This window comes from Pseudomonas sp. 7-41, from assembly GCF_021233075.1.
Lineage (GTDB): Bacteria > Pseudomonadota > Gammaproteobacteria > Pseudomonadales > Pseudomonadaceae > Aquipseudomonas > Aquipseudomonas veronii.
This window is the reverse complement of sequence record NZ_CP089551.1, coordinates 3,904,833-3,930,797: the sequence shown is the minus strand read 5'-3', so window position 1 is coordinate 3,930,797 and position 25,965 is coordinate 3,904,833. Positions and strand designations below refer to the sequence as shown.

At 61.3% G+C, this 25,965-nt stretch carries 22 protein-coding genes and 1 pseudogene; 15 read left to right on the top strand and 8 right to left on the bottom strand.

The features are described from left to right. The first annotated feature begins 70 nt into the window (after positions 1-70). Positions 71-1,087, top strand: a complete 1,017-nt coding sequence (locus tag LQ249_RS17500) for an ABC transporter substrate-binding protein (protein ID WP_046383697.1) — start codon at positions 71-73, stop codon at positions 1,085-1,087. 89 nt (positions 1,088-1,176) lie between these two features. Here the strand turns inward: LQ249_RS17500 and LQ249_RS17495 are convergent, their stop codons facing one another. Next, positions 1,177-3,303 carry a TonB-dependent receptor gene (locus LQ249_RS17495; protein WP_046383696.1) on the bottom strand — a complete coding sequence of 709 codons (2,127 nt, stop codon included), beginning with the start codon at positions 3,301-3,303 and terminating at the stop codon, positions 1,177-1,179. Positions 3,304-3,396: 93 nt separating this feature from the next. After that, a complete protein-coding gene (locus tag LQ249_RS17490) occupies positions 3,397-3,786 on the bottom strand; it encodes a DUF2946 domain-containing protein (protein WP_046383695.1) in 390 nt (129 codons plus the stop codon). Positions 3,787-3,879: 93 nt separating this feature from the next. On the opposite strand from LQ249_RS17490, the gene LQ249_RS17485 reads away from it, so the two are divergent. Beyond that, the gene (locus LQ249_RS17485) at positions 3,880-4,317 is read left to right on the top strand and encodes a DUF3995 domain-containing protein (RefSeq protein ID WP_046383694.1); all 438 of its coding nucleotides are present in this window, start codon (positions 3,880-3,882) and stop codon (positions 4,315-4,317) included. Between the two features lie 88 nt (positions 4,318-4,405). Here LQ249_RS17485 and LQ249_RS17480 read toward each other — a convergent pair. Beyond that, positions 4,406-7,243 (bottom strand): annotated as a pseudogene (locus tag LQ249_RS17480) (DUF6531 domain-containing protein); the annotation flags it as partial. Between the two features lie 460 nt (positions 7,244-7,703). Between LQ249_RS17480 and LQ249_RS17475 the strand changes: the two are divergent. Then, on the top strand, positions 7,704-8,033 hold the full coding sequence (locus LQ249_RS17475) for a hypothetical protein (protein ID WP_026139966.1): 330 nt from the start codon (positions 7,704-7,706) through the stop codon (positions 8,031-8,033). 691 nt (positions 8,034-8,724) lie between these two features. Here LQ249_RS17475 and LQ249_RS17465 read toward each other — a convergent pair. Beyond that, on the bottom strand, positions 8,725-8,901 hold the full coding sequence (locus LQ249_RS17465) for a hypothetical protein (RefSeq protein WP_156422910.1): 177 nt from the start codon (positions 8,899-8,901) through the stop codon (positions 8,725-8,727). Between the two features lie 78 nt (positions 8,902-8,979). Continuing rightward, the gene (locus tag LQ249_RS17460; RefSeq protein ID WP_046383693.1) at positions 8,980-9,342 is read right to left on the bottom strand and encodes an NUDIX hydrolase; all 363 of its coding nucleotides are present in this window, start codon (positions 9,340-9,342) and stop codon (positions 8,980-8,982) included. 126 nt (positions 9,343-9,468) lie between these two features. Here LQ249_RS17460 and LQ249_RS17455 point away from each other — a divergent pair, with 126 nt between their 5' ends. Next, complete coding sequence (locus tag LQ249_RS17455; protein WP_232565720.1) at positions 9,469-10,449, top strand: Gfo/Idh/MocA family protein; 981 nt, start codon at positions 9,469-9,471, stop codon at positions 10,447-10,449. 90 nt (positions 10,450-10,539) lie between these two features. After that, the gene (locus LQ249_RS17450; RefSeq protein ID WP_046383691.1) at positions 10,540-11,181 is read left to right on the top strand and encodes a ribonuclease T2 family protein; all 642 of its coding nucleotides are present in this window, start codon (positions 10,540-10,542) and stop codon (positions 11,179-11,181) included. On the opposite strand, the gene LQ249_RS17445 is transcribed toward LQ249_RS17450, so the two are convergent. After that, the gene (locus tag LQ249_RS17445) at positions 11,172-12,041 is read right to left on the bottom strand and encodes an AraC family transcriptional regulator (RefSeq protein WP_057004683.1); all 870 of its coding nucleotides are present in this window, start codon (positions 12,039-12,041) and stop codon (positions 11,172-11,174) included. The genes LQ249_RS17450 and LQ249_RS17445 overlap by 10 nt on opposite strands. A gap of 109 nt (positions 12,042-12,150) precedes the next feature. Here LQ249_RS17445 and LQ249_RS17440 point away from each other — a divergent pair, with 109 nt between their 5' ends. Both LQ249_RS17440 and glsB read left to right on the top strand, forming a co-directional pair. Continuing rightward, complete coding sequence (locus LQ249_RS17440) at positions 12,151-12,561, top strand: hypothetical protein (protein WP_017846536.1); 411 nt, start codon at positions 12,151-12,153, stop codon at positions 12,559-12,561. Positions 12,562-12,659: 98 nt separating this feature from the next. Beyond that, positions 12,660-13,568, top strand: a complete 909-nt coding sequence (gene glsB, locus LQ249_RS17435; RefSeq protein WP_017846535.1) for a glutaminase B — start codon at positions 12,660-12,662, stop codon at positions 13,566-13,568. 153 nt (positions 13,569-13,721) lie between these two features. On the opposite strand, the gene LQ249_RS17430 is transcribed toward glsB, so the two are convergent. Together LQ249_RS17430 and LQ249_RS17425 are read right to left on the bottom strand one after the other, a co-directional pair. Beyond that, the gene (locus LQ249_RS17430; RefSeq protein ID WP_017846534.1) at positions 13,722-14,966 is read right to left on the bottom strand and encodes a saccharopine dehydrogenase family protein; all 1,245 of its coding nucleotides are present in this window, start codon (positions 14,964-14,966) and stop codon (positions 13,722-13,724) included. A 28-nt stretch (positions 14,967-14,994) separates the two neighbouring features. Then, entirely contained in the window at positions 14,995-16,092 is a 1,098-nt protein-coding gene (locus LQ249_RS17425) for a carboxynorspermidine decarboxylase (protein ID WP_017846533.1), read from the bottom strand. Positions 16,093-16,447: 355 nt separating this feature from the next. Between LQ249_RS17425 and LQ249_RS17420 the strand changes: the two genes are divergently transcribed. The 8 genes from LQ249_RS17420 (at position 16,448) to metE (ending at position 25,928) form a co-directional block, all read left to right on the top strand. Then, entirely contained in the window at positions 16,448-17,467 is a 1,020-nt protein-coding gene (locus LQ249_RS17420; protein ID WP_046383687.1) for a LacI family DNA-binding transcriptional regulator, read from the top strand. Further along, the gene (locus LQ249_RS17415) at positions 17,451-18,455 is read left to right on the top strand and encodes an ABC transporter substrate-binding protein (RefSeq protein ID WP_046484480.1); all 1,005 of its coding nucleotides are present in this window, start codon (positions 17,451-17,453) and stop codon (positions 18,453-18,455) included. Before LQ249_RS17420 ends, LQ249_RS17415 begins: the two co-directional genes overlap by 17 nt. Then, positions 18,456-19,274 carry an ABC transporter permease gene (locus LQ249_RS17410; RefSeq protein WP_017846530.1) on the top strand — a complete coding sequence of 273 codons (819 nt, stop codon included), beginning with the start codon at positions 18,456-18,458 and terminating at the stop codon, positions 19,272-19,274. After that, entirely contained in the window at positions 19,271-20,065 is a 795-nt protein-coding gene (locus LQ249_RS17405; protein WP_017846529.1) for an ABC transporter permease, read from the top strand. The genes LQ249_RS17410 and LQ249_RS17405 overlap by 4 nt, the downstream gene beginning before the upstream one ends. After that, positions 20,062-21,093 (top strand): ABC transporter ATP-binding protein, encoded by a 1,032-nt coding sequence (locus LQ249_RS17400; RefSeq protein ID WP_232565719.1) that lies wholly within the window; start codon positions 20,062-20,064, stop codon positions 21,091-21,093. Before LQ249_RS17405 ends, LQ249_RS17400 begins: the two co-directional genes overlap by 4 nt. A gap of 10 nt (positions 21,094-21,103) precedes the next feature. Next, complete coding sequence (locus LQ249_RS17395; protein WP_232565718.1) at positions 21,104-21,937, top strand: phosphodiesterase; 834 nt, start codon at positions 21,104-21,106, stop codon at positions 21,935-21,937. A 138-nt stretch (positions 21,938-22,075) separates the two neighbouring features. Further along, positions 22,076-23,395: an OprD family porin gene (locus LQ249_RS17390; protein ID WP_079444042.1), complete on the top strand. Its 1,320-nt coding sequence runs from the start codon at positions 22,076-22,078 to the stop codon at positions 23,393-23,395. A 244-nt stretch (positions 23,396-23,639) separates the two neighbouring features. Then, a complete protein-coding gene (gene metE, locus LQ249_RS17380) occupies positions 23,640-25,928 on the top strand; it encodes a 5-methyltetrahydropteroyltriglutamate--homocysteine S-methyltransferase (RefSeq protein ID WP_232565717.1) in 2,289 nt (762 codons plus the stop codon). The last annotated feature ends 37 nt before the right edge of the window (positions 25,929-25,965 follow it).

Below are 25,965 nucleotides of genomic sequence, written 5' to 3'. Positions count from 1 at the left end.
CTATTCAGAGGCTTCGCGCAGTGGCGGCCAAGCCGTCCGTTATTGCAGCGAACACGTGAGGTGCAAAGGCATGAAAGGATTGAGATCCCTGTTGGCGGCGTCCCTGGCGAGCCTGAGTCTGTCGGTGGCTTCGTTGCCGGTTTCGGCTGCACAGGCGCCTGTGCATTTCGCCGACCTGAACTGGGAAAGCGGCAGTCTGATCACCGAAGTGCTGCGCTATATCGTCGAGAAGGGCTATGACCTGCCCACCGACACCTTGCCCGGCACCACCATCACCCTGGAAACCGCACTGGCGAAGAATGACATCCAGGTGATCGGCGAAGAATGGGCAGGCCGCAGTCCGGTGTGGGTCAAGGCCGAGGCCGAAGGCAAGGTGGCCGGGGTGGGCGATACGGTCAAGGGCGCCACCGAAGGCTGGTGGGTGCCGGAGTACGTGGTCAAGGGCGACCCCGCCAAAGGCCTTAAGCCCCTGGCACCAGACCTCAAAAGTGTCGCGGACCTGGCGCGTTACAAGGACGTGTTCAAGGACCCCGAATCCCCAGGCAAAGGGCGCTTTCTCAACAGCCCCATTGGCTGGACCTCGGAAGTGGTCAACAAACAGAAACTCAAGGCCTACGGCCTGGACGACAGCTATGTGAACTTCCGCAGTGGCTCGGGGGCGGCGTTGGATGCCGAGATAACTTCCTCGATTCGTCGCGGTAAGCCAGTGCTGTTCTATTACTGGTCGCCGACGCCCTTGATGGGGCGCTACAAATTGATCCAGCTGGAAGAGCCGGCGTTCGATGCCGAGGCGTGGAAGACGCTGACGGATGCGGACAATCCCGATCCGAAGCCGACACGGTCTTTGGCGTCCAAGTTGAGTATCGGCGTGTCCACGCCGTTCCAGAAAGAACATCCGCAGATTGTCGGGTTCTTCGAGAAAGTCGAGTTCCCGATCGAGCCGCTGAACAAAGCCTTGGCGACCATGAGCGAGAATCACACCGCGCCACGGGACGTCGCGCTGGCGTTTCTCAAGGCGCATCCTGATGTGTGGAAGGCCTGGTTGACGGAGGATGTGGCACAGAAGGTTGAAGCCAGCCTGAAATAGCGTCCCATCCTGCGGCAGAACGCGGGGCAAGAATGTGGAAGCGGGCTTGTCAGCGTGTGCCCGCTTTCACATTGGCTAGCATTCCAGCCTCAGAAGCGGGTTTGCACCGCCACTTCAAACGTGCGCGGCGACCCCAGGTAATACGCCGGCGACACATGGGCAAATTCGGCATACACCTCGTTGGTCAGGTTGCGCACGCGGCCGGTCACCGAGGTGTGGGCGTCCACCTTGTAGCGCAGGAATGTGCCGAACAGGGTGTAGGCCGGCACTGTCTGAGTGTTGGCGTTATCCGCATACACCTGGGCCACATACCGCGCATCCACGCCGCCTTGCCAATCCTCGGAAAAATCATAGGTCAGCCACAGGTTGCCGACGCGCTTGGGCACATTGGTCGGCGTATTGCCCTTGCGTGAGACCACCGCGCCGCTGGCGATTTTTTCGTTGAACTCGTCGTACTCGGCGTCCACCCAGGCGAAGTTGCCTTCGGCGAGTAGTCGCGGCGTGATGCGCAACGAACTGGCCAACTCAATGCCCTTGGACGACTGTGCGCCTACCGGGATGCTGTTGGTGGGGTCCAGCGGGTCGGTGACGGCAAAGTCCTTGCGCTCGATTTTGTAAGCCGCGACGGTGGCCGAACCGCGACCGTCCAGGTAATCGAATTTACTGCCCACCTCCCACTGTTTGCCGGTCGATACGTCGAATACCTGGGTGGTGGTACTCGGCTGTTCGGCGGCCGTGCTGTATTGCACGTACACGTTGGCCGTCGGGATGAACTGGTAGGTCAGGCCCGCGCGCCCGGTCACCGGCTCCCAACTGCGCGTGAAGTGCCGTGGACTGCTGGCGGTTATCGCGCCATGGTTGGTGACATCCAGGTCGATGGCGTCGTAGCGCAGGCCCGTCAGCAATGTCAGTTTATCGGTCAGGCCCAGGCGATTTTCCACGAACAGCGCTTTGGTGGTGACCTCGTTGGTCTTGTCGCTGATAAAGCCCGGTCGGGTGCCTGGGATGTCGTAAAAGTACCCCGGGTCGTAATGGTCAGGATCGACCGTGCTGTTGCCTGCGGCTCTCAGCGGGCTGTTGGTCGTGCTGTTGACCTTGTATTCGAAGCCGCCGGACCAGGTGGTGGCGAGGCCGAAGACGCGGTCGTCGTGGCGCAGCTCGAACTGGTTGCCATTCTGCTCACCCTGATGACGCACCTGGTACGCGGTCGAGCGGTTCACCGCGCTGTTGTCGGCGTTGTACTGGTAGGTCTCCAGGTTGCGGTAATCGCGCTGGCTGTCCAGGTGATACAGGGTGTTTTTCAGCGTGGTGCTGTCGTTGATCCGGTAGTCGATGATCGAACGCGCCCAGAGCGTGCGCTGTTCGTAACGACCGTCGGCGACGTTGTAATTGTTGAAACGGTTGTGTTTATCGATCTTCAGCTCGCCGGCCTTGGGGTTCAGCACCGGCGTGCCCCAGTACGGGCTGTCTTCATGTTCGTCCTGGTATTCCAGGGCCAGGGTATGGGACAGGTTGGGGGTAAGGTCGCTGAGCAGGGAAAACGCTACGCTCCAGGCGTCGCGCTGGTCGCGGTCGATGTAGCTGTGGTTGGTGTTGCGGCTGACGTCCAGGCGTGCGTAATGCTGCACGTCGGCGCTGGGGTCGGTCAGCGCGTGGTTCAGGCCGAATGCCATGCCGGCGGTGTCGTAGCTGCCGTAGGTCAGTTGGCCTTCGGCGGCCTGTTCTTCGCGGGTGGCCAGCTTGGTCACGTAGTTCAGCGAACCGCCCACGGAGCCAGCGCCGTTGATCAAGGACGAGGGGCCGCCGACCAGTTCCACCCGATCATAGATCCACGCATCCACCGGCCGGGCCAGGCCGGTGGCGACGTTGATGCCGTTGAACATCTGGGTGATCTGGCTGCTGGTAAACCCACGATACGAGACAAAACCCCCAAACCCCGGCGGTGCGCTGGCGTTGACACCGGGCAAGGTATTGGCTGCATCCCGGAACGTCTTGGCGCCATGGCGCTCGATGTCATTGCGGTTGGCGATCGCCACCGAGGCGGGCGTTTCGCGCACGCTCAACCCCAGTCGCGATGCCACGCCGCTGGACTGGTCCAGGGCCAGGCCGGGTTCGTGGGAGGGTTCGCCATCGATGGTGGTCGGGGCCAGTTCGAGCGCCCAGGCACAGACTGGCAGGCAGCCGAACAGGCCTGCCAACAGAGGTAAATGTTTCATGCTTGAATCCTGAAAAACCTGCTTGAAAACAACGCACAGTCGCCCGTACTTCCTTACGGAAACGGTGTCAGTGCAGATCAGAAAGCGCGAGGATCAGGCGAGGGCGGGAGGCGCCCGTGGGTGGGCCGTGGGCCAGGTGAAGCGGGCAGGAATGTCAGCCGCCAGTACGATAGCCGGCGGCGGTGCGTGGGGTTGCGGCAACACCGCGACGTTGAGGCTGGAGTTCAGCGCCGGGCCCATGCCGCCGGTCGAGCACAGCGGGCAACCAAACGCCTTGGACAGCGTCGGCAGGCTTTCATCGGCGGGGGTGGACGGCTTGGGCGCCTGGGTGCGTGGGTCGACGGTACAGAACTGCCCGCCGATGCCGTTGAGCTGCATGCCCACCATCTGCCCATGACCAATGCTGCACGCGAACACATTGAACAGGACGCTGCAGTAGAGCATCCAGGCAATGAGCGAGCGGTCGGCACGGGTGATTTTCATGGGGTGGCACTTTACCATCGGCCGCCGACGAAATGCCTGCAAAAAATCTCAGGGGGACTATCCTACTTCGCACAAATTCCGGGAGAGGCCGCCATGAGCTTTATCGTCGCACGATGGATCGTCGGTATTTTCACCTTTGTCAGCATGGTGCATTTGTACTGGGCCGCCGGTGGCAAGCTCGGCAGCCTCGCCGCCATCCCTCAACTTCCCGGCGAATTCGCCAGCGGCCCCCGCCTGGCGTTCAAGCCTTCGGCATTGGGCACCTTGCTGGTGGCGATGGGCCTGGTGGCAATCGCCTTGCTCGTTTGCCTGCGGGCCGGGCTGTATTTTTCGCCGGTGTCCCATGGCGCATTGCAATGGGGCATCAGCGCGATTGCCGTGATCATGTTTGCCAGGGCAATCGGCGATTCGGAGCTGGTGGGTTTTTTCAAAAAGGTCGGTGGTTCGCGGTTTGCACGGTGGGATACGTATTTTTATTCGCCGTTGTGCCTGTTGTTGGGCGCCGGGTTGTTGGTGGTGGCGTGGAGTTGATCGCCTGATCGCGCCGCGAGCTTTCACCCGCCTGCAGACCCGCCCCGTGGATTTGGGCGCTTACCGATAGGCGTTGATCCTGCCCACCCGTCAGGCAGCGACCGTTATCCGGATCGTAGTAGCGGTGGCGATGGTAGTGCAGCCCGCTTTCCCGGTCGAAGTATTGACCTTGGGAGCGCAGCGGGTTTTCGATTTTTTCGACGTCCAATCGCGTAGTCCGGCCATCGGCGCGGTAGTGCGCGGACCACACGATTTCGCCGTCGGGGGTGGTGAGTTCCTGCGCGGTGCCAAGGTGATCCAGTTGGTAGTGGAAAGGCGTGGTGTGCTGTGGGCCGAAGCCTTCCAGCAGGGCCAGTGGGCGGACACTGTCGGGTTCGTAGACGTAGCTGCGATGCCGTTGCGCGTGGTGTTCGGCGATCAGTCTGTCGCCTTGCCAGAAAAACTCGGTGGTCGTGCCGGCGACGGTTTTGCTGATGCGGCGACCAAACGGGTCGTAGCGGTAGTGGACAGTTTGGCCGTTGGGGCGGGTGAGGCCGATCAGGCGCTGCTGGCAGTCGTAGCGGTATTCGGTAACGACAGAGTGGGCCTGGCCACGCCGTTCGCGGATGAGATTGCCAAAGGCGTCATAGTCGTATTGGCGGCCATCCTGGAGCGTCAGACGGTTACCCGCTGGCGTGTAGGCGAAACGTTCCTGTGCAGCCTGGGAATGATCAGCGCGGACCAGACGGTTTAGCGTGTCGTAGTGGTAGCGGTGCTCGCCTTTGCGGGTGTCGAGCAAGTACCTGAGGTTGCCGGCTTTGTCGTAGCTGTACTGGCGGCGGTAGCGAGTGCCTTCGATATCGCAGATGCCATGGTTGAACAGGCGTGCATGCTCATCGTATTGGTAACTGTTGAGCAGTTTGCCTTGGGCGCGTTGGTGTTCTCGGCCGGCGTCGAACAGGTGAGACGTCAACAGCGCGCCATTGAGTTCAACGGTCGCGAGGTGGCCGCCCTTGTCATGGTTGAACCCTAGCTGGTTGTTGTCTGGCAGGCGCAGGTATTTGAGTCGGCCGCAGGCGTCGTAGCCATAACGGAGTGTGCCCCAGCCCTGGTGTTCGGCGATCAGGCGGTTTTGCGGGTCGTATTCGTAGGTAAGCGGGCGGTAGCCGTCGTCGACGCTGAGGAGGTTGCCCTGGCGGTCGTAGGTATATTCAACAATGCCGCCATCGGGCAGGGTTTTCCTGACCAACCGGCCGGCGTGGTCTCGCCGGTAACGGGTGACGAGCTGACTGCCGTCGGTGCCGTGTGCGGTTTTTTCCAGCAGGTGACCGTTGAGGTCGTAGGCATAGGCGGTGCGTCGGCCGTCGAAGTCGATTTCCTGCTGGAGCCGGCCGTTGGGGTGATAGTCGAAGCGGTAGATTTCGCCGACTTCGTTTTCGATTTCGGCGAGCAACAATCGCACGTGGTCGTAGCGGTAGTTGACCTGGCTACCGTCCGCATTGATGCGGCGGCTGATCAGGGGCAGACCGTCGGTGTATTCGTAGCGAGTGACGTGCCCCAGTTCATCGTGTTCGGCGGTGATTCTTCCGTAGGGGTTGTAGCTGTATTCCCGCGTGCCACCGCCGGGCATGACCACACGAACCAATCGTCCGACACCATCCCACTGGTACTGGGTCGCCACCCCATGCTTGTCCTCTTGCGCCACCCTCCGACCGAGATCGTCATAGCGATAGCGCTTCACACTGCCGTTTGGCCAGTGTTCTTCAAGCAACTGCCCACGCTCATTCCACCACCGCCGCAGGCAGCTATGGTCGGGAAACCATACCCCGATCAGTTGGCCATACTGGTTGTAGCTATAGTCGGTAACGTTGCCATCGGGGTCGGTCTGACGAATGACATTGCCTTGGTCGTTATGTGCGTAGTTCCAAACTGCCTGGCCACGACGTACAACTCTTAAGAGTCCATTGTCATACTCGTAGGACATTGGCTCATCTTCCCCCGGAAAAAAAGCGACCAAGCATCCAGCGTCGTCGTACTGATACGCCGTTACCGCGCCGAGGGGGTCTTGCTCGACTGTGAGACGGCCCTTGTCGTCATAGGATCTGAAATGCTTGGCGCCATCCGGACCCACCCGCTGCACCCGCCGTGCCTGCGGGGCATGAACATAGGTTTCCTGACTCCCATCGGCGTTGTGAAGGGTCACGCTACCGTCGTCCTCCCAGGCATACCGCGTGTCCATCTGCAAGAAACTCGCCCAATGCCGGACACATCGCGCCGCCTTGCCAGCTCGTTCCCAAGCCCAAAAGAAGCGCGCGCCGCCGGCTAACTGGCGTTCAAGGATCAAGTGTTGCTCGTCGTACCGATAGGTCTCGCTTTCCCCTACGGCATTGGTCGCCGAAACCAGTCTTCCAATGTCGTCATAGGTGTAGGAAACCACGGTCTGTTCGGTCATCCAATCCCCTGCCGCACCGCCCGCGGGCCGCTGAACCTGGTAATCGAGGGCCACCAAGTGGCCGCGCTCATAACGGAAAAACAGCGAGCGACCGACACTGTTATCCAGGCGTTCAATGTTCCCCAACACATCGCGGACAATTCGCAGCCGGTTGCCGTAGGCATCGCTGATCGCGGTCAGCACACCGTGGCAGAAGTGGTAGAAGCGCGATGCCTGGCACAGCACCAGCTCATCCGACCGCGCGCCCAGGTAGATCGCGGCGTCGGCCTGGCGATTGCCGGTTGTCGGTCGCGCCTCGGTCGGTAAGGGCAGGGCGGTCGATCGGTGCTCATGGTCGATCCACACCGCCGAGGCGTCTGTCAGCGTCAGCCGATGCGCCAGCGAGTGGCTCCAGCAAACCCCCAATCCGCAGTCCACATCCACCGCACGGGGGTGATAGCACCGCGTCCATTCGAACGGCAGGAGCCCGTCCAGTGCGGCATCGGTCAGCCTCAGCGAATCCAGTGCGCCATACCCGGCGTTGACCTGCTGGGGATACTCGGCCCGGCGTTGATGCATGCCATCCAGCTCAGGTGTGATAAAGGCAATGTGGGAAGCGTTAGTCATCCGTGACGTCTCGGCAAAGGGTAAGACGTCGGAGTCTGCCGCGGAAAAAAGACGCTGGACGAACGGCTGGAAAAATCAGAAGGGGCTGACACGCCCAGGGAAAATCCCGCGAAAAAGCAATTGAAAGGGCTACCCAAAAAGTCGATCCGACCGATTGCGAGACCGCCCGTCATCGTTCGCGCAAATAAAACCACTCGTCTTGCCGCCCGGTTTCCAGATACCGGCCGGCGAGTTGAGCCCGCGTTGTGGCGATCCTTCAATCCGTGCGATAAGGCAATTTAGTGGCCCCTTTGTAACAAAATTCTCGCCAGAATCGCTTTTATTTTCAGCTGGTTAGGTGAGGAAGCAAATGCGCAATGTAGGAATCATGCTGATCGCCTGTTCCCTGGCCGGCGGCGCGGCTGCCGTACAGGCGCGGGAGTTGCGCGAGGGCGACAAGTACATGTGCAGTTGGGGCGCGGGCACGGCCGCCAGGGCACAGGAACTCAAGCTGTCGGGCGTTTCACTGTATGCCGCGCGGCAGAAGATCCAGACCATCAAGTTCAACAAGTCATGGATGCGGATGATGGCCATGGGCATCACCGAGCAGACCTATGACAGCCGTTCACGGCTCAAGCCCGAGGCGATTCGCCAGAGTTTCTATCAGGATTGCGTGCGCTACAAAGTGGCGCGCAAATAAGGCGCTTCTTGCTGGTCGAGCAGCGCGGTTTACAAATCCACGACAATCTCAGTGTTTCTATTTGCATACAATTGCCCCGTCATTGAGGAGGCTGGTATGCAAACGCTTTTTCCCGGGGCGACGTCGGATGATGTCGCCGCGCTGTTCCTGATCGCCGACGTTCGCTGCCGGAAGAGCAGGGCGCATTAAAATGATGACCCCTCCGGAGCCCCGGTCGCCCGACAGCTTGCGCTACTTCGCAGTCGCGGTGTTGTGCGTTGCGGTGTTGCTGGGGATCTATTTCGTACAACTCAATGCCAAAGTCGACCGCCAGCGTGAACAGACCGTCGAGTACCTGGCTCTCTGCAGGCAAGTGGAGCGCGTGGCCAGTGCCGCGTCGGCAAACAGGATTGAACTTAGCAATACGTGCAAACAGTTGAGCGGACAGTCATCGAAAAGTCTGACGCCGAGATCGATTGATAACCCTTCTTTATAAAGGGGAATAGTACTTCAAAGTCGCGATGGTATTTGCACCAAAAAGTGGCACTTATATACCTCCCTACCTTGATAAATGTGTGGTTATTGAAGGACTTACGATTGTTTTATTCCGACGAAAGGATTAAAACCATCTTGTTACGGGATTAGGCAATCGGTACTATAGCCGGGCGTTCACCTCCCACGGTTTATGCATTTTTTAAATCCCAAGTTTCCATCAGCTACTTGGGATTTTTTTTGCCTGGGATTTGTTGTCGGCATCAACAAGCTCCGCGCGCATCCGACCATTGTGCTTGGCTTGGTACAGCAACTCGTCGATGTTCTCGGCAAACTCGAGCATCACACTGTTCCATCCAACTCGCTGGATGAGATTACCGATTTCGGTGGCGAGCAAGTCGATAACCTGCCTGAGCACATTCGAGTGAAGCGCCCCGACGCAGAATCTGCACAGGCCGCCGGACAGAGCGCGGAACTACAGGCGTCGCAGAAAGGATTTGACGATGTGCCGGGTGGTATCGGTAGTGTCCAGCTCGTCCATCGCACTGTAGGCGTGCCAGCGGCAATCGATGATTTCGTTGCACGGCCGTGCTTGCGCGATGTTCACCACCGACGCCTCGAACACATGGTGCAGCGTGTCGCGCGCCTTCAATTCCTGCAGGTACAGCAGTCCGTCGACGTTCAACCCGGTTTCTTCTTCCAGCTCCCGTTCGGCGGCGCCTACCGGGCGCTCGTCGCGTTCGACCTTACCGCCCGGCAACGCCCATTTAGATCTGGCTTTGCGCACGAAGAGGATATGCCCCTCGTGTTCGCAAATCACCGTTGCGCGTATTTTCATCGTCTGTGCCCCGCAGCGAGATGTCTGTCATAAAAGTGTAATGCAAATGTCATGCTGGGTGGTGGTGGCGCATCTGCGTGAGGATATAGATACTGGTCGATTGACGACAACGCACGAGGGGAGCAGATGAAGACGGTACGTTGGGGCATGATCGGCTGTGGCAGCGTCACTGAGTTAAAGAGTGGACCTGCTTTCTACAAAGCGCCAGGTTCGGCCCTGGTGGCCGTGATGGGGCGCCGCGAAGAGGCTGTGCGCGATTATGCGGCACGCCACGGCATTGGTCGTTTCTATACCGACGCCCAGGCACTGATCAACGACCCTGAGGTGGACGCGGTGTACATCGCTACACCGCCCGACAGCCACCTCGAATACAGCCTGATGGTCGCGGCCGCCGGCAAGCACTGTTGTGTCGAAAAACCCATGGCGCTGAATGCCGAGCAGGGCGCATTGATGCAGCGCACTTTCGAACGTGCCGGGCTGCATTTGTTTGTGTCCTACTATCGCCGCTCGCTGCCGCGCTTCCAGCAAGTGCGCGACTGGTTGCGCGATGGACGCATCGGCCAACTGCGTCACCTGACCTGGTCCCTGTGCAAGCCGCCAGCCATCGAAGACACCAGTGCCGCCAATTGGCGCACCGACCCGACCATTGCCGGCGGCGGCTACTTTGCCGACCTGGCCAGCCACGGCTTTGATCTGTTCCAGTACCTGGCCGGCGACATTGTCGAGGTTGCCGGGTTTAGCGCGCGACAGGCCGGACAGTATGCGGCGGAAGACGCGGTGACCGCCTGCTGGACTTTCAGCTCCGGCGCGCTGGGCATGGGCTGCTGGAACTTTGTCGCGGACCGCCGTGAAGATCGCGTCGAGCTGATCGGCACCCTGGGGCGGATCACGTTTGCGGTGTTCGACGACCAGCCGTTGCGGCTTGAAGGGGCGGTCGACGAAGTGCTGGAGGTGCCTTGCCACACGCATATCCAGTGGCACCATGTGCTGGGCATGAACGCCCATATTCGCGGCGAAGCCGAGCACCCCTCGCTGGCGATCGAGGCATTGAAGACCGACCGGATTCTGGACAAGGTGCTGCAACGCAATCCCTATCATCCTGAGTAGTTTTCCTGGCGCCGGCGTTGCATTCACCACTTTCGCCGGACCCTGGCCTGCACTCACAATGCGGGCTTATTTTTTTCAAGGAACAGACGGATGAAATACAAGGCAGCCTGGCTGGCCGTGGGGTGGGTACTGGCAAGCATGGCGACGCAGGCGGCGCCACGTGAGCAACGGCCGGCGGGGGACTTTGATTTTTATGTGCTGTCGCTGTCGTGGTCGCCGACGTTCTGCCTGGCGCACCCGAACAACGAGCAATGCAGCGGCAAAGGCTACGGGTTTGTATTGCATGGGCTATGGCCGCAATACGCGCGGGGTGGCTGGCCGGCGTCGTGCGATACGCAGTCACGGCTGTCGGCGGATGAGTTGGCCAAAGGCGCGTTGATATTCCCCACGCAGGCATTGCTCAAGCATGAATGGTCCAAACATGGCACCTGCAGCGGCCTGGAAGCCACGCGTTACCTGCAAGCCACCGATGCGGCCTTGGCCACGGTGCAGATCCCGCAGCAATTGCAGCCGTTCAACGTGCCGGGTTACCTGGAGGCACGGGAGATCGAGGCGCTCTTTCGCGAGAGTAACCCGGCCATGGGCAACCATGGCGTGGCGGTGATCTGCAAGGGCAAGGTGCTGTCCGAAGTGCGCGTGTGTCTGAGCAAGGAACTGCGTTTTGCCGGCTGCCCCAAGAGTGTGAAAACCCAGTGCCGGGACGGTGATATCCGCATTCCGGTTCAGCGCTGATCGGGCGCCTGGAGCGAGTGCAATGCGATGGCCGCCGGGGCCTCGGTTGACGTCGACACCCCGACGCGGCCCGCCAGGTAACGCGCTGGCGGCTGGCCCACGGCCTTGCGGAACATGGTGATAAAACCGCTGGCATTTTCATAGCCCAAGTCCAGGGCGACCCGCTGCACACTTTCGCCCCTGGCCAGTCGTTGCAACGACAGGATCACATGCAACTGCCGACGCCAGCGGCCGAAGCTCAGGCCTGACTCCTCCAGCAACAAGCGCGTCATGCTGCGCTCGCTCATGCCGATGCGCGCCGCCCATTGGCCGAGCGTGGCCTTGTCGCCGGGGTTGGCCAGCAGGCTGTCGGCCAGGCGACGCAGCCTCGGGTCCTGGGGCATCGGCAGGTGCAGGCCTTCGATGGGCGCCTGGGCCAGTTCGTCCAAAAGCGTGTCGATCAAACGCCCCTGCGCACTGTTCACGTCGTACAACTGCGGGAAGCTCACCGCCTTGCTGATCAACTCATGCAACAGGCCGGATACCGACAGGGTGCAGCATTGCGAGGGCAGGGCGCCGGCAGCCTCCGGGTCGATCAGCAGGCAATACAACTCAGCTTCGCCGGCGCCACGCGCGGCGTGGGGCATGCCGCCGGGAATCCACAGCGCACACTGGCGCGGCACAATCCAGATGCCGGCCTCGATTTCGCAATGAATCACCCCGCGCAGCGTGTACATCAACTGGCCTTTGCGGTGGGTGTGCTGAACGTGCTCCCAACGCTCGGACGTACTGGTCGCGCTCACGGCCACCACCGCACGCGGGACCAGATCGGCATCCTTGGCTAACAACGGATCATGCAGGTCCAGGCGATGGCGTTTCATGGTGAGCTCGCAGCTTGGCTGAATTGCGAAACATTCTGGCTATTCTGTGCAATGCCGTCCAGCTTCGTCAGCCTTATAGTGAGACTCCCTCTCATTAAGGAACTCTGCCATGCGACTCGACAGTTCAGCATTTCCCGTGGTGAAGATCGTTTTTGATGCGCCGAATGAAGGCGGGTCGCAGGACAGCTTCGTGATGTTCGAAGGCCTGCTGGCACGTCAGCAATCTTTTGTGTTGCTGTATGAAAAAGCCTTGGACGAACTGAATCACGCGCACTCCTACGAAGAGCGCGAGCACGCCTCGCACTGGATGAAGACACACCGGCAGGCCCTGCGTGCGTATGTCAAAGGCATGATCCAGGTGGAGCCCTGCGCGGCCAAGCGCCGGGCACTCAAGCCGTTCGCCGCGACGTTTGGCAATGCCTGGGGTTATCCGCTGCTGATGGTGGCGTCCAATGACCAGGCGTGGGCGCTGGCGCGGGATGTGCTGGATGAGCAGGTGTCGGATGTGACGTATTTCTAAGCCATACACCGCCTCCCGCCAGTGGGACTGCCGAGCGCATTGAAGTATCCTCCGCGCCCCGCTTACCACTGATTCAAAGAACGATGACAGGACAAGACATGCAGGCGCTGTTGGAGTCGATTCTCGACGAAGTTCGTCCACTGATCGGCCTCGGCAACGTCGCCGACTACATTCCCGCGCTGGCCGACGTGCCCGCCGATCAACTGGGGATTGCCGTGTACGGCAACGACGGCGCAGCCTACTGCGCCGGAGATGCCGATACCCTGTTCTCGGTGCAGAGTATTTCCAAGGTGTTCAGCCTGGTGCAAGCCATCGACCACGGCGGCGAAACCATCTGGGAGCGCCTCGGCCACGAGCCCTCGGGGCAACCGTTCAACTCCCTGGTGCAGCTGGAATTCGAACGCGGCCGCCCGCGCAACCCCTTTATCAATGCCGGCGCGCTGGTGATCTGCGATATCAACCAGTCACGCTTTGCCGTGCCGATTCTGTCGATGCGCGACTTTGTGCGGCGCCTGTCGGGCAACCCGCAGATCCTGGTCAACAGCGTCGTCGCCGAATCGGAAGCGCAACACGGCGCGCGCAACGCGGCCATGGCCTACCTGATGAAGTCGTTCGGCAACTTCCATAACGACGTCGACGCGGTGCTCCACAGCTACTTCAACTACTGCGCGTTGCAGATGAGCTGCCTGGACCTGGCCAGGGCGTTCAGTTTCCTGGCCAACGAGGGGGTGAGTGCCCACAGCGGCGAGCAGATCCTGACCGCGCGCCAGACCAAGCAGGTCAACTCGATCATGGCCACCAGCGGGCTGTATGACGAGGCGGGGAACTTCGCCTATCGCGTGGGTTTGCCGGGCAAGAGCGGGGTCGGCGGCGGTATTGTCGCGGTGGTGCCGGGGCAGTTCACGGTGTGCGTGTGGTCGCCGGAGTTGAACGCGGCGGGGAATTCGCTGGCGGGGATCAAGGCGTTGGAACTGTTGAGTGAGCGGATTGGGTGGTCGGTGTTTTGAGGCCGCTCCCGTGTGTGCAGGAAGCATCACGAATCCAAATGTGGGAGGGGGCTTGCCCCCGATTACAGTGTGTCAGTCAATACAGCTGTGACTGATCTACCGCTATCGGTGGCAAGCCCCCTCCCACATTTTGGTTCGGTCTGCTATCGCCTGTCAGGCAATCGCATCCCAGGCCCGATCGCCGTGCTCGTCTTTGATCCGAGTCGGCAAGCCCATCACGTCCAGCGCTTTCAGGAACGGCTCAGCCGGCAGTTCCTCGACGTTGGCCATGCGCTTCACATCCCACTCACCACGCGCTACCAGTAGCGCAGCGGCGACCGGCGGCACGCCGGCGGTGTAGGAGATGCCCTGGCTGTCGGTCTCGGCGTAGGCTTCTTCATGATCGGCCACGTTGTAGATGAACACCTCGCGCGGCTGGCCATCCTTGGTGCCTTTGACCAGGTCGCCGATGCAGGTCTTGCCGGTGTAGCCGGGGGCGAGCGAAGACGGGTCGGGCAGCACGGCCTTGACCACTTTCAACGGCACCACTTGCAGGCCTTCGGCGGTGGTGACCGGCTTTTCGGAGAGCAGGCCGAGGCTGTTCAGCACGGTGAACACGTTGATGTAATGCTCGCCGAAGCTCATCCAGAAACGCACGTTGGGCACGTCGAGGTTTTTCGACAGCGAGTGAACTTCATCGTGGCCGGTCAGGTACAGGTTCTGCGAACCGACCACAGGCAGGTCGTCGGTGCGTTTGACTTCGAACATGGTGTTGCTGGTCCACTGGCTGTTCTGCCAGCTCCACACCTGTCCGGTGAATTCGCGGAAGTTGATTTCCGGGTCGAAATTGGTGGCGAAGTATTTGCCATGGGAGCCGGCATTGACGTCGAGAATGTCGATCGAATCAATGCGGTCGAAATGCTGTTGCTGCGCCAGCGCGGCATACGCGTTGACGACACCCGGGTCGAAGCCCACGCCAAGGATGGCGGTGATGTTCTTCTGTTTGCACTCTTCCAGGTGGTTCCATTCGTAGTTGCCGTACCACGGCGGGGTCTCGCAGATCTTGCCCGGCTCTTCGTGGATGGCGGTGTCGAGGTAAGCCACGCCGGTATCGATGCAGGCACGCAGCACCGACATGTTGAGGAAGGCGGAGCCGACGTTGATGACGATCTGCGATTGTGTCTCGCGGATCAGGGCCTTGGTCGCTTCCACGTCCAGGGCGTTCAGCGCGAAGGCTTGGATGTCGGCGGGTACTTTGAGGCTACCCTTGGCCTTGACGCTGTCGATGATGGCCTGGCATTTGGAGATGTTGCGCGACGCAATAGCAATACGACCGAGTTCGTCGTTGTGCTGCGCACACTTGTGGGCCACCACCTTGGCGACACCTCCTGCACCAATGATAAGAACGTTCTTTTTCAATTGCTTTATCTCTCCTTTATCCGCCAGCTTACGAAAGGCTGGACAGGTAGTCGTCGTAACCAAATTCACGAACCACCTCGACTGTACCGTCGAGTTGTTTCACTACGATGGACGGCATTTTCAGGCCGTTGAACCAGTTTTTCTTGACCATGGTGTAGCCCGCGGTGTCGATGAACGACAGCCGATCGCCGATGGCCAACGGACGATCAAATTGATACTCGCCGAAAATGTCCCCGGCCAGGCAGGATTTGCCGCACACCATGTAGGTGTGTTCACCCGTGCTCGGCGCCAGCTTGGCATTGAGGCGGTAGATCAGCAGGTCCAGCAGGTGGGCTTCGATGGAACTGTCGACCACGGCCAGGTGTTTGCCGTTGTACAGCGTGTCGAGCACGGTGACTTCCAGCGAGGCGCTATTGGTGATCGCCGCTTCGCCGGGTTCCAGGTACACCTGCACGCCGTACTTCTCGGAGAACGCCTTCAAGCGCGCACAGAATGCGTCCACGGCATAGTCTTCACCGGTGAAATGGATGCCGCCGCCGAGGCTGACCCACTCGACCTTGTGCAGCAGCGCGCCGAAGCGTTCTTCGATGGTGCCGAGCATCTTGTCGAACAGGCTGAAGTCGTCGTTTTCGCAGTTGTTGTGGAACATGAAACCGGAGATCTGCTCGATCACGCCTTCGATCTTCACCGGGTCCCATTCGCCCAGGCGGCTGAACGGACGCGCCGGGTCGGCCAGCAGGTAATCCGAACTGCTCACCTGCGGGTTGACGCGCAGGCCGCGGGTCTTGCCTTCGCTACGTTCGGCAAAACGCTGCAGTTGGCTGATGGAGTTGAAGATGATCTTGTCGCAGTTTTCCAGCATCTCTTCGATTTCATCGTCGGCCCAGGCCACGCTGTAGGCGTGCGCCTCGCCTTGGAATTTCTGGCGACCAAGCTTCAATTCATACAGCGACGACGACGTGGTGCCGTCCATGTATTGCTGCATCAGGTCAAACACCGACCAGGTGGCAAAGCACTTGAGCGCCAGCAACGCTTTGGCGCCGGACTGTTCGCGCACGTAAGCAATCTTCTGCATGTTGACCAGAAGTTTCTGTTTATCGATGAGGTAGTACGGCGTTTTGATCATTTTTGAGAGCCTGCGGCGGTGCCTGCCAAAAAAGGACACGCATTGTGCCCGCACTTGGAGCAGATCGAAAGGTTAGCGGGCGGATTTTGCGCGTCGGGTTTCCAAGCATAGCCCCGGAATATGACTCTCCAACGGCATGCATCGACCCAATGTGGGAGGGGGCTTGCCCCCGATAGCGTTGTGTCAGACGCCCGATAGGCCAGCTGATCCACCGCCATCGGGGGCAAGCCCCCTCCCACATTCGGATCGCGGTGTGTCCAGGGCGCTGACATCAAACCGTCATCTGTCCACCACGTTCCTGCCACATTGCGCCGCTAATGTCCTCGCCAATGAGATCGATCTCAAGCGAGTGACCATGACTGATTTGAAAGACGTTGCACGGCTGGCCGGGGTCTCCCGTGCGACCGCTGCCCGCACCTTTGCCTCTCCCGACCAGGTACGCCCGGCGACCCGCGAACAGGTGTTCGCCGCTGCCCGTGAACTGGGTTTTCGGCCTAACTTGCTCGGCCGCCAACTGCGCCTGCAAACCACCAACCTGATCGGCGTGGTGGTGCCCAATCTGCTCAACCCGGTCTTCGCCGAGCAATTGCAGGCCATGGAGCGAGCGGCCCGTTTGCGCGGCTACAGCCTGTTGCTGGCAACCACCGACTACAGCAGCGAGCGCGAAAGCATTGTGGTGGAAGAGTTGCTGCGCCAGCGCGTCGACGGTCTGGTGCTGACGGTGACGGATGCCGAAAGCAACAGCGTGCTACACAGCCTGGCTACCGAGCAGACGCCGTTCGTGCTCGCCTACCACCAACCCAGCAACCCCGACTACAGCGCGGTGTCCGTCGACAACCGCGCCGGTATGGCCCAGGCAACGCGCTATTTGCTCGAAGCGGGGCACCGGCGCATCAGCATGGTCGCCGGCCCCGCGTTGCAGTCCGACCGCGCACGCCTGCGTTACGCCGGTTATTGCGATGGGATGAAAGAGCATGGCCTCCAACCCCGCCCGGTGATCGAAATGCCGGCCCATACCCAGGCCGAATTCGCCGCCATCGCTCCGTTTCTCAACGGCCCTGATGCCCCGACCGCGCTGGTGTGTTCCAACGACTTCCTGGCGATCAGCCTGATCGCCGAGCTGCGCCGCAACGCCTGGAACGTACCCGAGCAACTGTCAGTGATGGGTTTCGACGGCATCGCCCTCGGCACCCAGATGCACCCGACGCTGTGCAGCGTGGTGCAGCCCATCGCCTTGCTTGCCAGCACCGTGATTGACCAGTTGCTGGCGCAGATCGCCGGCAACGCCCCGATTTCCCATTGCCTGCCTTGCCATATCCGGCCGGGTGAAAGCACTCAACCCCATGAGGAGACCCTTGATGCGCGTATTCAGTAAAACCCTGGCCGCCGTGCTGCTGTGCGGCATGGCCAGCCTGGCCCAGGCCGCCGACACGGCGATTTGCTACAACTGCCCGCCGGACTGGGCCGACTGGGGCACCCAGCTCAAGGCCATCGCCGCCAGCACTGGCGTGCAGGTGCCGCTGGACAACAAGAACTCCGGCCAGTCCCTGGCGCAGTTGGTGGCGGAGAAAGCCGCTCCGGTGGCCGACGTGGTGTATTACGGCGTGACCTTCGGCCTGCAGGCGCAAAAGGCCGAGGTGGTCGATGGCTACAAACCCAAAGGCTGGGAGCAGATTCCCGCCGGCTTGAAAGACCCGACCGGCCACTGGTTCGCGATCCACTCCGGCACCTTGGGCATCATGGTCAACGTCGATGCGCTGGGTGGCTTGCCGGTGCCGCAAAGCTGGGCCGACCTGCTCAAGCCTGAATACAAAGGCATGGTCGGCTACCTCGACCCGTCCAGCGCTTTCGTCGGCTACGTGTCGGCGGTGGCAATCAACCGCGCCCTGGGCGGCGACCTGGACAACTTCGCCCCGGCCATCGACTACTTCCAGAAACTGGCGAAAAACGCCCCCATCGTGCCCAAGCAAACCGCCTATGCGCGGGTGTTGTCCGGTGAGTTGCCGATCCTGGTGGACTACGACTTCAACGCCTACCGCGCACGCTACAAAGACAACGCCAACGTCGCGTTCGTGATTCCCCAGGAAGGCAGCATCAGCGTGCCCTACGTGATGAGCCTGGTGGCCAACGCACCGCACCGCGCCAATGGCGAAAAAGTGCTGGATTTCGTGCTGTCCGATGCCGGCCAGGCGCTGTGGGCGAAGGCTTACCTGCGCCCGATACGCCCGGTGCAGATGCCGACCGAAGTCGCCGCGCAGTTCCTGCCCGACAGCGATTACGCCCGCGCCGGCGTGGTGGACTACCAGAAAATGGCCGCCGTGCAGGAAGCCTTTGCCGCTCGTTACCTGAACGAGGTCAAGTAAGTGGCCGCATCGGCAAGACATACCGCCTGGGCCCTGGCCCCGGCCTTTGCGGTGCTGCTCGCGTTCTGGCTGTTGCCGCTGGCGCACCTGATGGTGCTCGGCGCCGAGAGCCGCGACAGCAACGGCAGCGGTTACTGGCAGGTCCTCAGCAGCGCGCAGTATCTAGGCAGCCTGGCGCAAACCTGTGCGCTTGCGGTGTTCGTCACTCTCGTGGCGTTACTGATCGGCGGCATCAGCGGTGTATTCCTGGCGCGGCAGCAGTTTTTCGGGCGTTCGGCGCTGGTTGCGTTGCTGACGTTTCCGTTGGCATTCCCGGGTGTCGTGGTGGGCTTTTTGGTGATCCTGTTGGCCGGGCGCCAGGGCCTGCTGGCGTCCCTGGGCCTGCAGTTGGCCGGTGAGCGCTGGATCTTCGCTTACTCGCTGGCCGGGTTGTTTATCGGCTATCTGTACTTCTCGATCCCGCGGGTGATCCTCACGGTGATGGCCGCGTGCGAAAGCCTCGACCGCAGCCTGGAAGAAGCCGCGCACTCGTTGGGCGCAGGGCATTGGCGCGTGGTGTGCGATGTGATCGTGCCGGGCCTGGCGCCGGCGTTGGCGTCCTGCGGGGCGATCTGCTTTGCCACGTCCATGGGCGCCTTCGGTACCGCGTTCACCTTGGGCACCCGGCTGAACGTGACCCCGGTGGCGATCTACAACGTGTTCACCAACTACGCCAACTTTGCCGTCGCCGCGGCGCTTTCCGTGGTGTTGGGCGCGCTGACCTGGGCAGTGTTGCTGCTCACCCGGCGCTGGGTGAAAAACGCGGGGACTGTCCTGTGAAGCGCTCATCGCTGTTCGTGATGCAACTGCTGTTTACCCTGCTGGTGTGCGCCTTCATGTTGGTGCCGGTGTTGATGTCGTTGCTGGCCGGGCTCACGCGCAATTTCTTTGTGGGCCTGTCCAGTGGCTTGACCTTCGATTGGTTGATTCAGGTCTGGCAGGCCTATTCGCCGACGGTGTGGTTGTCGCTGCAACTGGCCCTGGCCTGCGCGGTGTGCGTCTGCGTGATCGGCGTGCCGGCGGCCTACGCCCTGGTGTGCATGAACAATCGCTTCAGTCGCGCCTTCGAGGAACTGATGGTGCTGCCGGTGGCGATGCCGGGGCTGGCCAGCGCGTTGGCCTTACTCTTGACCTACGGCCAGTTCGGCGCGTTTCGCAGCAGTTGGCTGTTCATTTTGGTCGGCCATGTGCTGTTCACCTTGCCGTTCCTGGTGCGCCCGGTGATGGCGGTGATGCAACGCCAGCAACTGCCGGTGCTGGAGGAGGCGGCGGCGAGCCTGGGGGCAGGTCCCATCAAGCGCTTTTTCAGCGTGGTGGTGCCCAACTGCCGGGCAGGGATTCTCGCGGGTGTGCTGATGGTGGTCACCTTGTCGCTGGGTGAATTCAACCTGACCTGGATGCTGCATACGCCCATGACCAAGACCCTGCCGGTGGGCCTGGCCGACAGCTACGCCTCGGCGCGCCTGGAAATCGCCAGCGCCTACACCCTTATCTTTTTGCTGATGATCGTGCCGCTGCTGATTGCGTTGCAGGCCATCAGTGCCCGTTTGTCCCGTGGAGAGCGTCGATGACCGCTATCACTATCCGCCTGCAAGGTTGCCGCAAGGCGTTCGCCGACGGCACCGTCGCCGTGCATGACTTGGACCTGACCGTCGAAGGCGGCGAAACCCTGGCCATCCTCGGCCCGTCCGGTTGCGGCAAAACCACGACGTTGCGCTTGATCGCCGGCCTGGAACGCCCGGACGTGGGCCAGGTGTTCTTTGGCGACCAGGAGGTCACGCGCCTGCCCATCGAGCGCCGCGATGTGGGCATGGTGTTCCAGAACTATGCGCTGTTTCCCAACCTGGATGTGGCCGGGAACATCGTCTATGGCCTGAAGATTCGCGGCATGTCGCCAGCGGAGCGCAACAAGCGCTGCGAGGAACTGCTGGAACTGGTCGGTTTGCAACACCACGGCAAGCGCAGCATTCATGAACTGTCGGGTGGGCAACGCCAGCGCGTGGCCTTGGCCCGTGCGTTGGCGCCGCGCCCCAAGGTGCTGTTGCTGGACGAACCCCTGGCCGCCCTCGATGCGCAATTGCGTGAGCGCCTGCGCAGTGAGTTGAATCAACTGTTGCGCGGCCTCGGTATCACCTCGGTGTTTGTCACCCACGATCAGGGCGAAGCCATGGCCCTGGGGGATCGCATCCTGGTGATGGAACACGGCCGCGTCGCGCAACTGGCCAGCCCGCGGGACATCTACCAGAAGCCGGCCAACGCCTTCGTCGCAGGCTTTGTCGGCAACCTGAATGCCTTCCAGGTCATTGAGTCGTCGCCCCATGGTTTGAAAGTCTGCGGCGGCGAATTGCCGTGGCATGCAGCGCAGTTGCCCGGCACCGTGTACTGCCGCCCCGAACACTTGCGGGTGATGGAACACGAAGGGCATCTGCACGGCCATCTGCTGGCGCAGTTTTTCCAGGGCGCGCAAAGCCGCCTGCTGGTGGATGTCGGCGGCCCGCAACCGTTGCTGGTCGACAGCAGCGACAACCAGCTGTACGCCGTCGGCGCGCCGATTGCCTTGGCCATCGCGCCGCACATGTTGTTCACCCTGAATGCGTGAGAGTTGCCTTGTGAACCGTCCGTTTCTTGTTGCACAGATCAGCGATCTGCACCTTAAAGCCGGCCAGCGCCTGACTTACGGCGTGGTCGACACCTTGGGCGCGCTGCGCCGTGCCGTCGACCATCTGAACGCCAGCCACCCGCGCCCCGATATCGTGGTGATCAGCGGCGACCTAGTGGACTTCGGCCGCGCCGATGAATACGCCGTGCTGCACCCTGAACTGGCGCGCCTGCACATGCCTTGCTACCTGGTGCCCGGCAACCATGACACGCGCGGGCCGTTGCTGGATGCGTTCCGCGATCACACCTACTTGCCGAGTTCGGCGGCGGGCCCGTTGGATTGGGTGGTCGACGCCCACCCCCTGCGCCTGATCGGCCTCGATTCCACCATTCCCGGCGGCCATGGCGGCCAACTGCTGGACAGCCAGTTGCGGTGGCTCGACCAGCAGTTGGCACTGCGTCCGCAAGCGCCGACCGTGCTGATCCTGCATCACCCGCCGTTTATCAGCGGCATCGGCCATATGGACCGCGAGCACTTTATCAATGCCGCCGCCCTCGAAACCGTTGTGGCGCGCCACCCGCAGGTGGAACGCTTGCTGTGCGGGCATTTGCACCGGTCGATGCAGCGGCGTTTCGGCGGCAGTTTGAGCTGTGTATGCCCTGGCACGTCGCATCAGATCGTGCTGGACCTGCAAGACGCCGCGCCGGCGCATTTCAACCTGGAACCGGCGGGTTACTTGTTGCATCGCTGGGATGCGCAACAAGGGTTGGTCAGCCACAACGGCGTATTCGGGGACTACCCGGGGCCATATCCGTTTTATGACGCTCATGGATTGATTGACTGAGGTTTTACGGAGGTTCACTTCACCCAACCAAGTAACTGAACGTTAGTTAACGCAACGGCCAACTCACGTGTGGCCGTGTGCTTCCTGCTGTCCATTTTTAGCGCCCGGAACTTGGATTCCGCGCCGGAGTTCGTCCTGATGAAAGCTACTTTGAATGTATTAAGCCTATTGACCGGCAGCCTGGGCATCGCCCTGAGCCCCCTGGCGTCGGCCGATTTCTTGAGCGACAGCAAAGCCAACTTGAGCATGCGCAACTTCTACTTCAACAACGACAACCGTGACGGCAGCGCCGCACCGTCGAAGACTGAAGAGTGGGGCCAGGCGTTCATACTCAATTACCAATCGGGTTTCACCGACGGCACCGTCGGCTTTGGCCTGGACGCGGTCGGCATGCTTGGCATGACCCTCGACAGCAGCGCTGGGCGCCATGTGGGCAGCTCGATGATCCCTACCGACGACGGCAAGGCCGTGGACAACTGGGCTCGCGGCGGCGCCACCGCCAAGGCACGCTTCGCCAAGACTGAAGCGCGCTACGGCTACCTGCGCCCGAACCTGCCGATTCTGGTGAGCAACGATGGCCGCCTGTTGCCGCAATCGTTCGAAGGCGGGCAGGTCACCAGCAAAGACATCGACAACCTGACCCTGATCGGCGGTCAGCTTCAACACACCACCGGGCGCGGCTCCAGCGACCGCAGCGGCCTGGCGGCGGCGGGCGGCACCCAGGAAAGCAATAAATTCACCTACGCCGGTGCCGACTACCAACTGACCAAGGACCTGATGGTCCAGTACTACTACGCCAACCTCGAAGACTATTACCAACAACACTTTGCCGGCTTGATTCATGTATTGCCGCTGGGCGACTACGGTTCGTTGAAAACCGACCTGCGTTACTTCAAGACCACCTCCGACGGCAAAAACAGCAGCGCCGCCGGGCGCGCCGAAGGCTACAAGTTCAGCGGCTATACCAAAAACGGCAGCGGTGAAATCGACAACAACACCTGGAGTGCGGCCTTCATCTACTCCCTGGGGTCTCACGCGATTACCGCCGGTTACCAGCAAGTGTCCGATGACAGCAACTTTGCCCAACTCAACCAGGGCGGCCTGGTGAACAAAGGGGAGGGCGGCTCCAGCCTGTATCTCTACACCGACCGGACGGTGCAAACCTTTATCCAGGCCGGCGAACGCACGGCCTTTGCGCAGTACGCCTATGACTTCGCGGCGTTGGGCATGCCGGGCTTGAAGGCGTCGATGATGTATTTGAAAGGCGACCATATCCTCACCGCCAGCGGGAACAACGCCAGCGAGTGGGAACGGGATATCTCGTTGGATTATGTGGTGCAGAGCGGCACCTTCAAGAACGTCGGGTTCGGCTGGCGCAACGGTATGTCGCGCAGTGAGGTCGCGCGGGACCAGGATCAGAATCGGCTGTTCGTGAGCTATTCGATTCCATTGATGTAACAGCCTGTAGGAGCGAGCTTGCTCGCGAAGAACGCCAACGATCATGCGGGCTGCCTGACGGTACGCGGCGCACTTGGGTTCTTCGCGAGCAAGCTCGCTCCTACAAGGGTCAGGTGTTCAGGCGCCGTGAGCGCGGTATTAACATGAGTAGATCTTGTGATCATCAGGAATAAAATGAGTTTGTCTCACTATCGTCATCTGCCGACAATGGCTGCCATTACTACCTACAGTGGAGTTGTAAGTCATGGCAGTCGCTCATTCCCTCGGATTTCCGCGCATTGGACGCGATCGTGAACTGAAAAAAGCGCAGGAAGCGTTTTGGAAGGGCGAACTCGACGAAGCCGGCCTGCACGCTGTCGGCCGCGATTTACGCAAGGCACATTGGGCCCTGCAAAAACAGGCTGGCATCGAGCTGTTGCCCGTCGGCGATTTTGCCTGGTACGACCAGGTACTCACCCATTCGCTGATGTTCGGTGTGATCCCTGAGCGTTTCCGCCCGGCCGATGGCAAAGCCACCTTGCAGACCCTGTTCGGCATGGCGCGTGGCGTCAGTGACAATTGCTGCGGCGGGGCGCACGCCCAGGAAATGACCAAATGGTTCGACACCAACTACCACTACCTGGTGCCTGAGTTCAGCGTCGACCAGCACTTCCACCTCGGCTGGGACCAGCTCTTCGACGAGGTCAAGGAGGCGCTTGACCTGGGGCACACCGTCAAACCTGTGGTGATCGGCCCGCTGACCTACCTGTGGCTGGGCAAGGCCAAGGGCGGCGATTTCGACAAACTCGAGCTGCTCGACCGCCTGCTGCCCCTGTACGGCCAGATCTTCCAGCGCTTGGCTGACCTGGGCGTGGAGTGGGTGCAGATCGACGAGCCGATTCTGGTACTCGACCTGCCGCAAGCCTGGAAAAACGCCTTCGAGCGTGCCTACAACCTGATCCAGCGTGACCCGCTGAAAAAGCTGGTCGCGACTTACTTCGGTGGCCTGGAAGAAAACCTCGGCCTGGCCGCCAACCTGCCGGTGGATGGCCTGCACATCGACCTGGTGCGCGCACCGGAGCAGTACCCGACCATTCTCGACCGCCTGCCGGCCTACAAGGTGTTGTCCCTTGGAGTCGTCAACGGGCGTAACGTCTGGCGTTGCGACCTGGACAATGCCCTGGCCACCTTGCGGCACGCCCATGAAAAATTGGGCGATCGCCTGTGGGTGGCGCCGTCCTGCTCGTTGTTGCACAGCCCGGTCGACCTGGGCCGTGAAGACCAGCTCGATAACGAGTTGAAAAGCTGGCTGGCGTTCGCCGTCCAGAAGTGCGCCGAAGTGGCCGTGCTGGCCCAGGCTGTCGACCAGCCCGACGCGTCGAACGTGCTCGCCGCGCTCGCCGAAAGCCGCGCCGTACAGGCGGCCCGTGCCGCATCGCCGCGCATTCATAAACCGGCGGTGCAAGCCCGCGTGGCGGCGATCACCGCTCAGGACAGCCAGCGCCAATCGCCGTTTGCCCAGCGCATCGAGACACAACGCGCCGGTCTCAAGTTGCCGCTGTTTCCGACCACCACCATCGGTTCGTTCCCACAAACCGCGTCGATCCGCCTGGCGCGTCAGTCCTACAAACAAGGCAAGTTGAGCGAAGCCGAATACGTCGAGGCGATGCACAGCGAGATTCGTCACGCCGTTGAGGTGCAGGAAAACCTCGGCCTGGACGTATTGGTGCATGGTGAAGCCGAGCGCAATGACATGGTCGAGTACTTCGCCGAGCAATTGGACGGCTACGCCTTCACCCGCTTCGGCTGGGTGCAGAGCTACGGTTCACGCTGTGTGAAACCGGCGGTGATTTTCGGCGACCTGAGCCGCCCGCAGGCGATGACCGTGGCGTGGATCCGCTACGCCCAAGGCCTCACCCGCAAGGTGATGAAAGGCATGCTGACCGGCCCGGTGACCATGCTGATGTGGTCCTTCCCGCGTGAAGACGTGAGCCGTGAAGTGCAGGCGCGTCAACTCGCCCTGGCGATCCGTGACGAAGTGGTCGACCTGGAAGCCGCCGGCATCCAGATCGTGCAGATCGATGAAGCCGCGTTCCGTGAAGGCTTGCCGTTGCGCCAGGCGCAGTGGCAGCACTACCTGGACTGGGCCACCGAAGTGTTCCGCCTGTGCGCCTGCGGCGTGCGTGACGAAACCCAGATCCATACGCACATGTGCTACAGCGAGTTCAACGATGTGATCGAGTCCATCGCGGCGATGGATGCCGACGTGATCACCATCGAAACCTCGCGCTCGGACATGGAACTGCTGGACGCGTTCGAAGCTTTCGCCTACCCGAACGACATCGGCCCGGGCGTCTATGACATCCACTCGCCACGGGTGCCGGACGCCTCGGAAATGGCCAACCTGTTGCGCAAGGCCGCCAAACGCATTCCGGCAGAACGCTTGTGGGTGAACCCCGACTGCGGCTTGAAAACGCGCGGCTGGCCGGAGACGGAAGCGGCCCTGATCCATATGGTCGCGGCGGCGCGGCAACTGCGCGCCGAACTGGCGTAACACGGCCTGACAAGGTGGGAGGGCGCTTGCGCCCTTT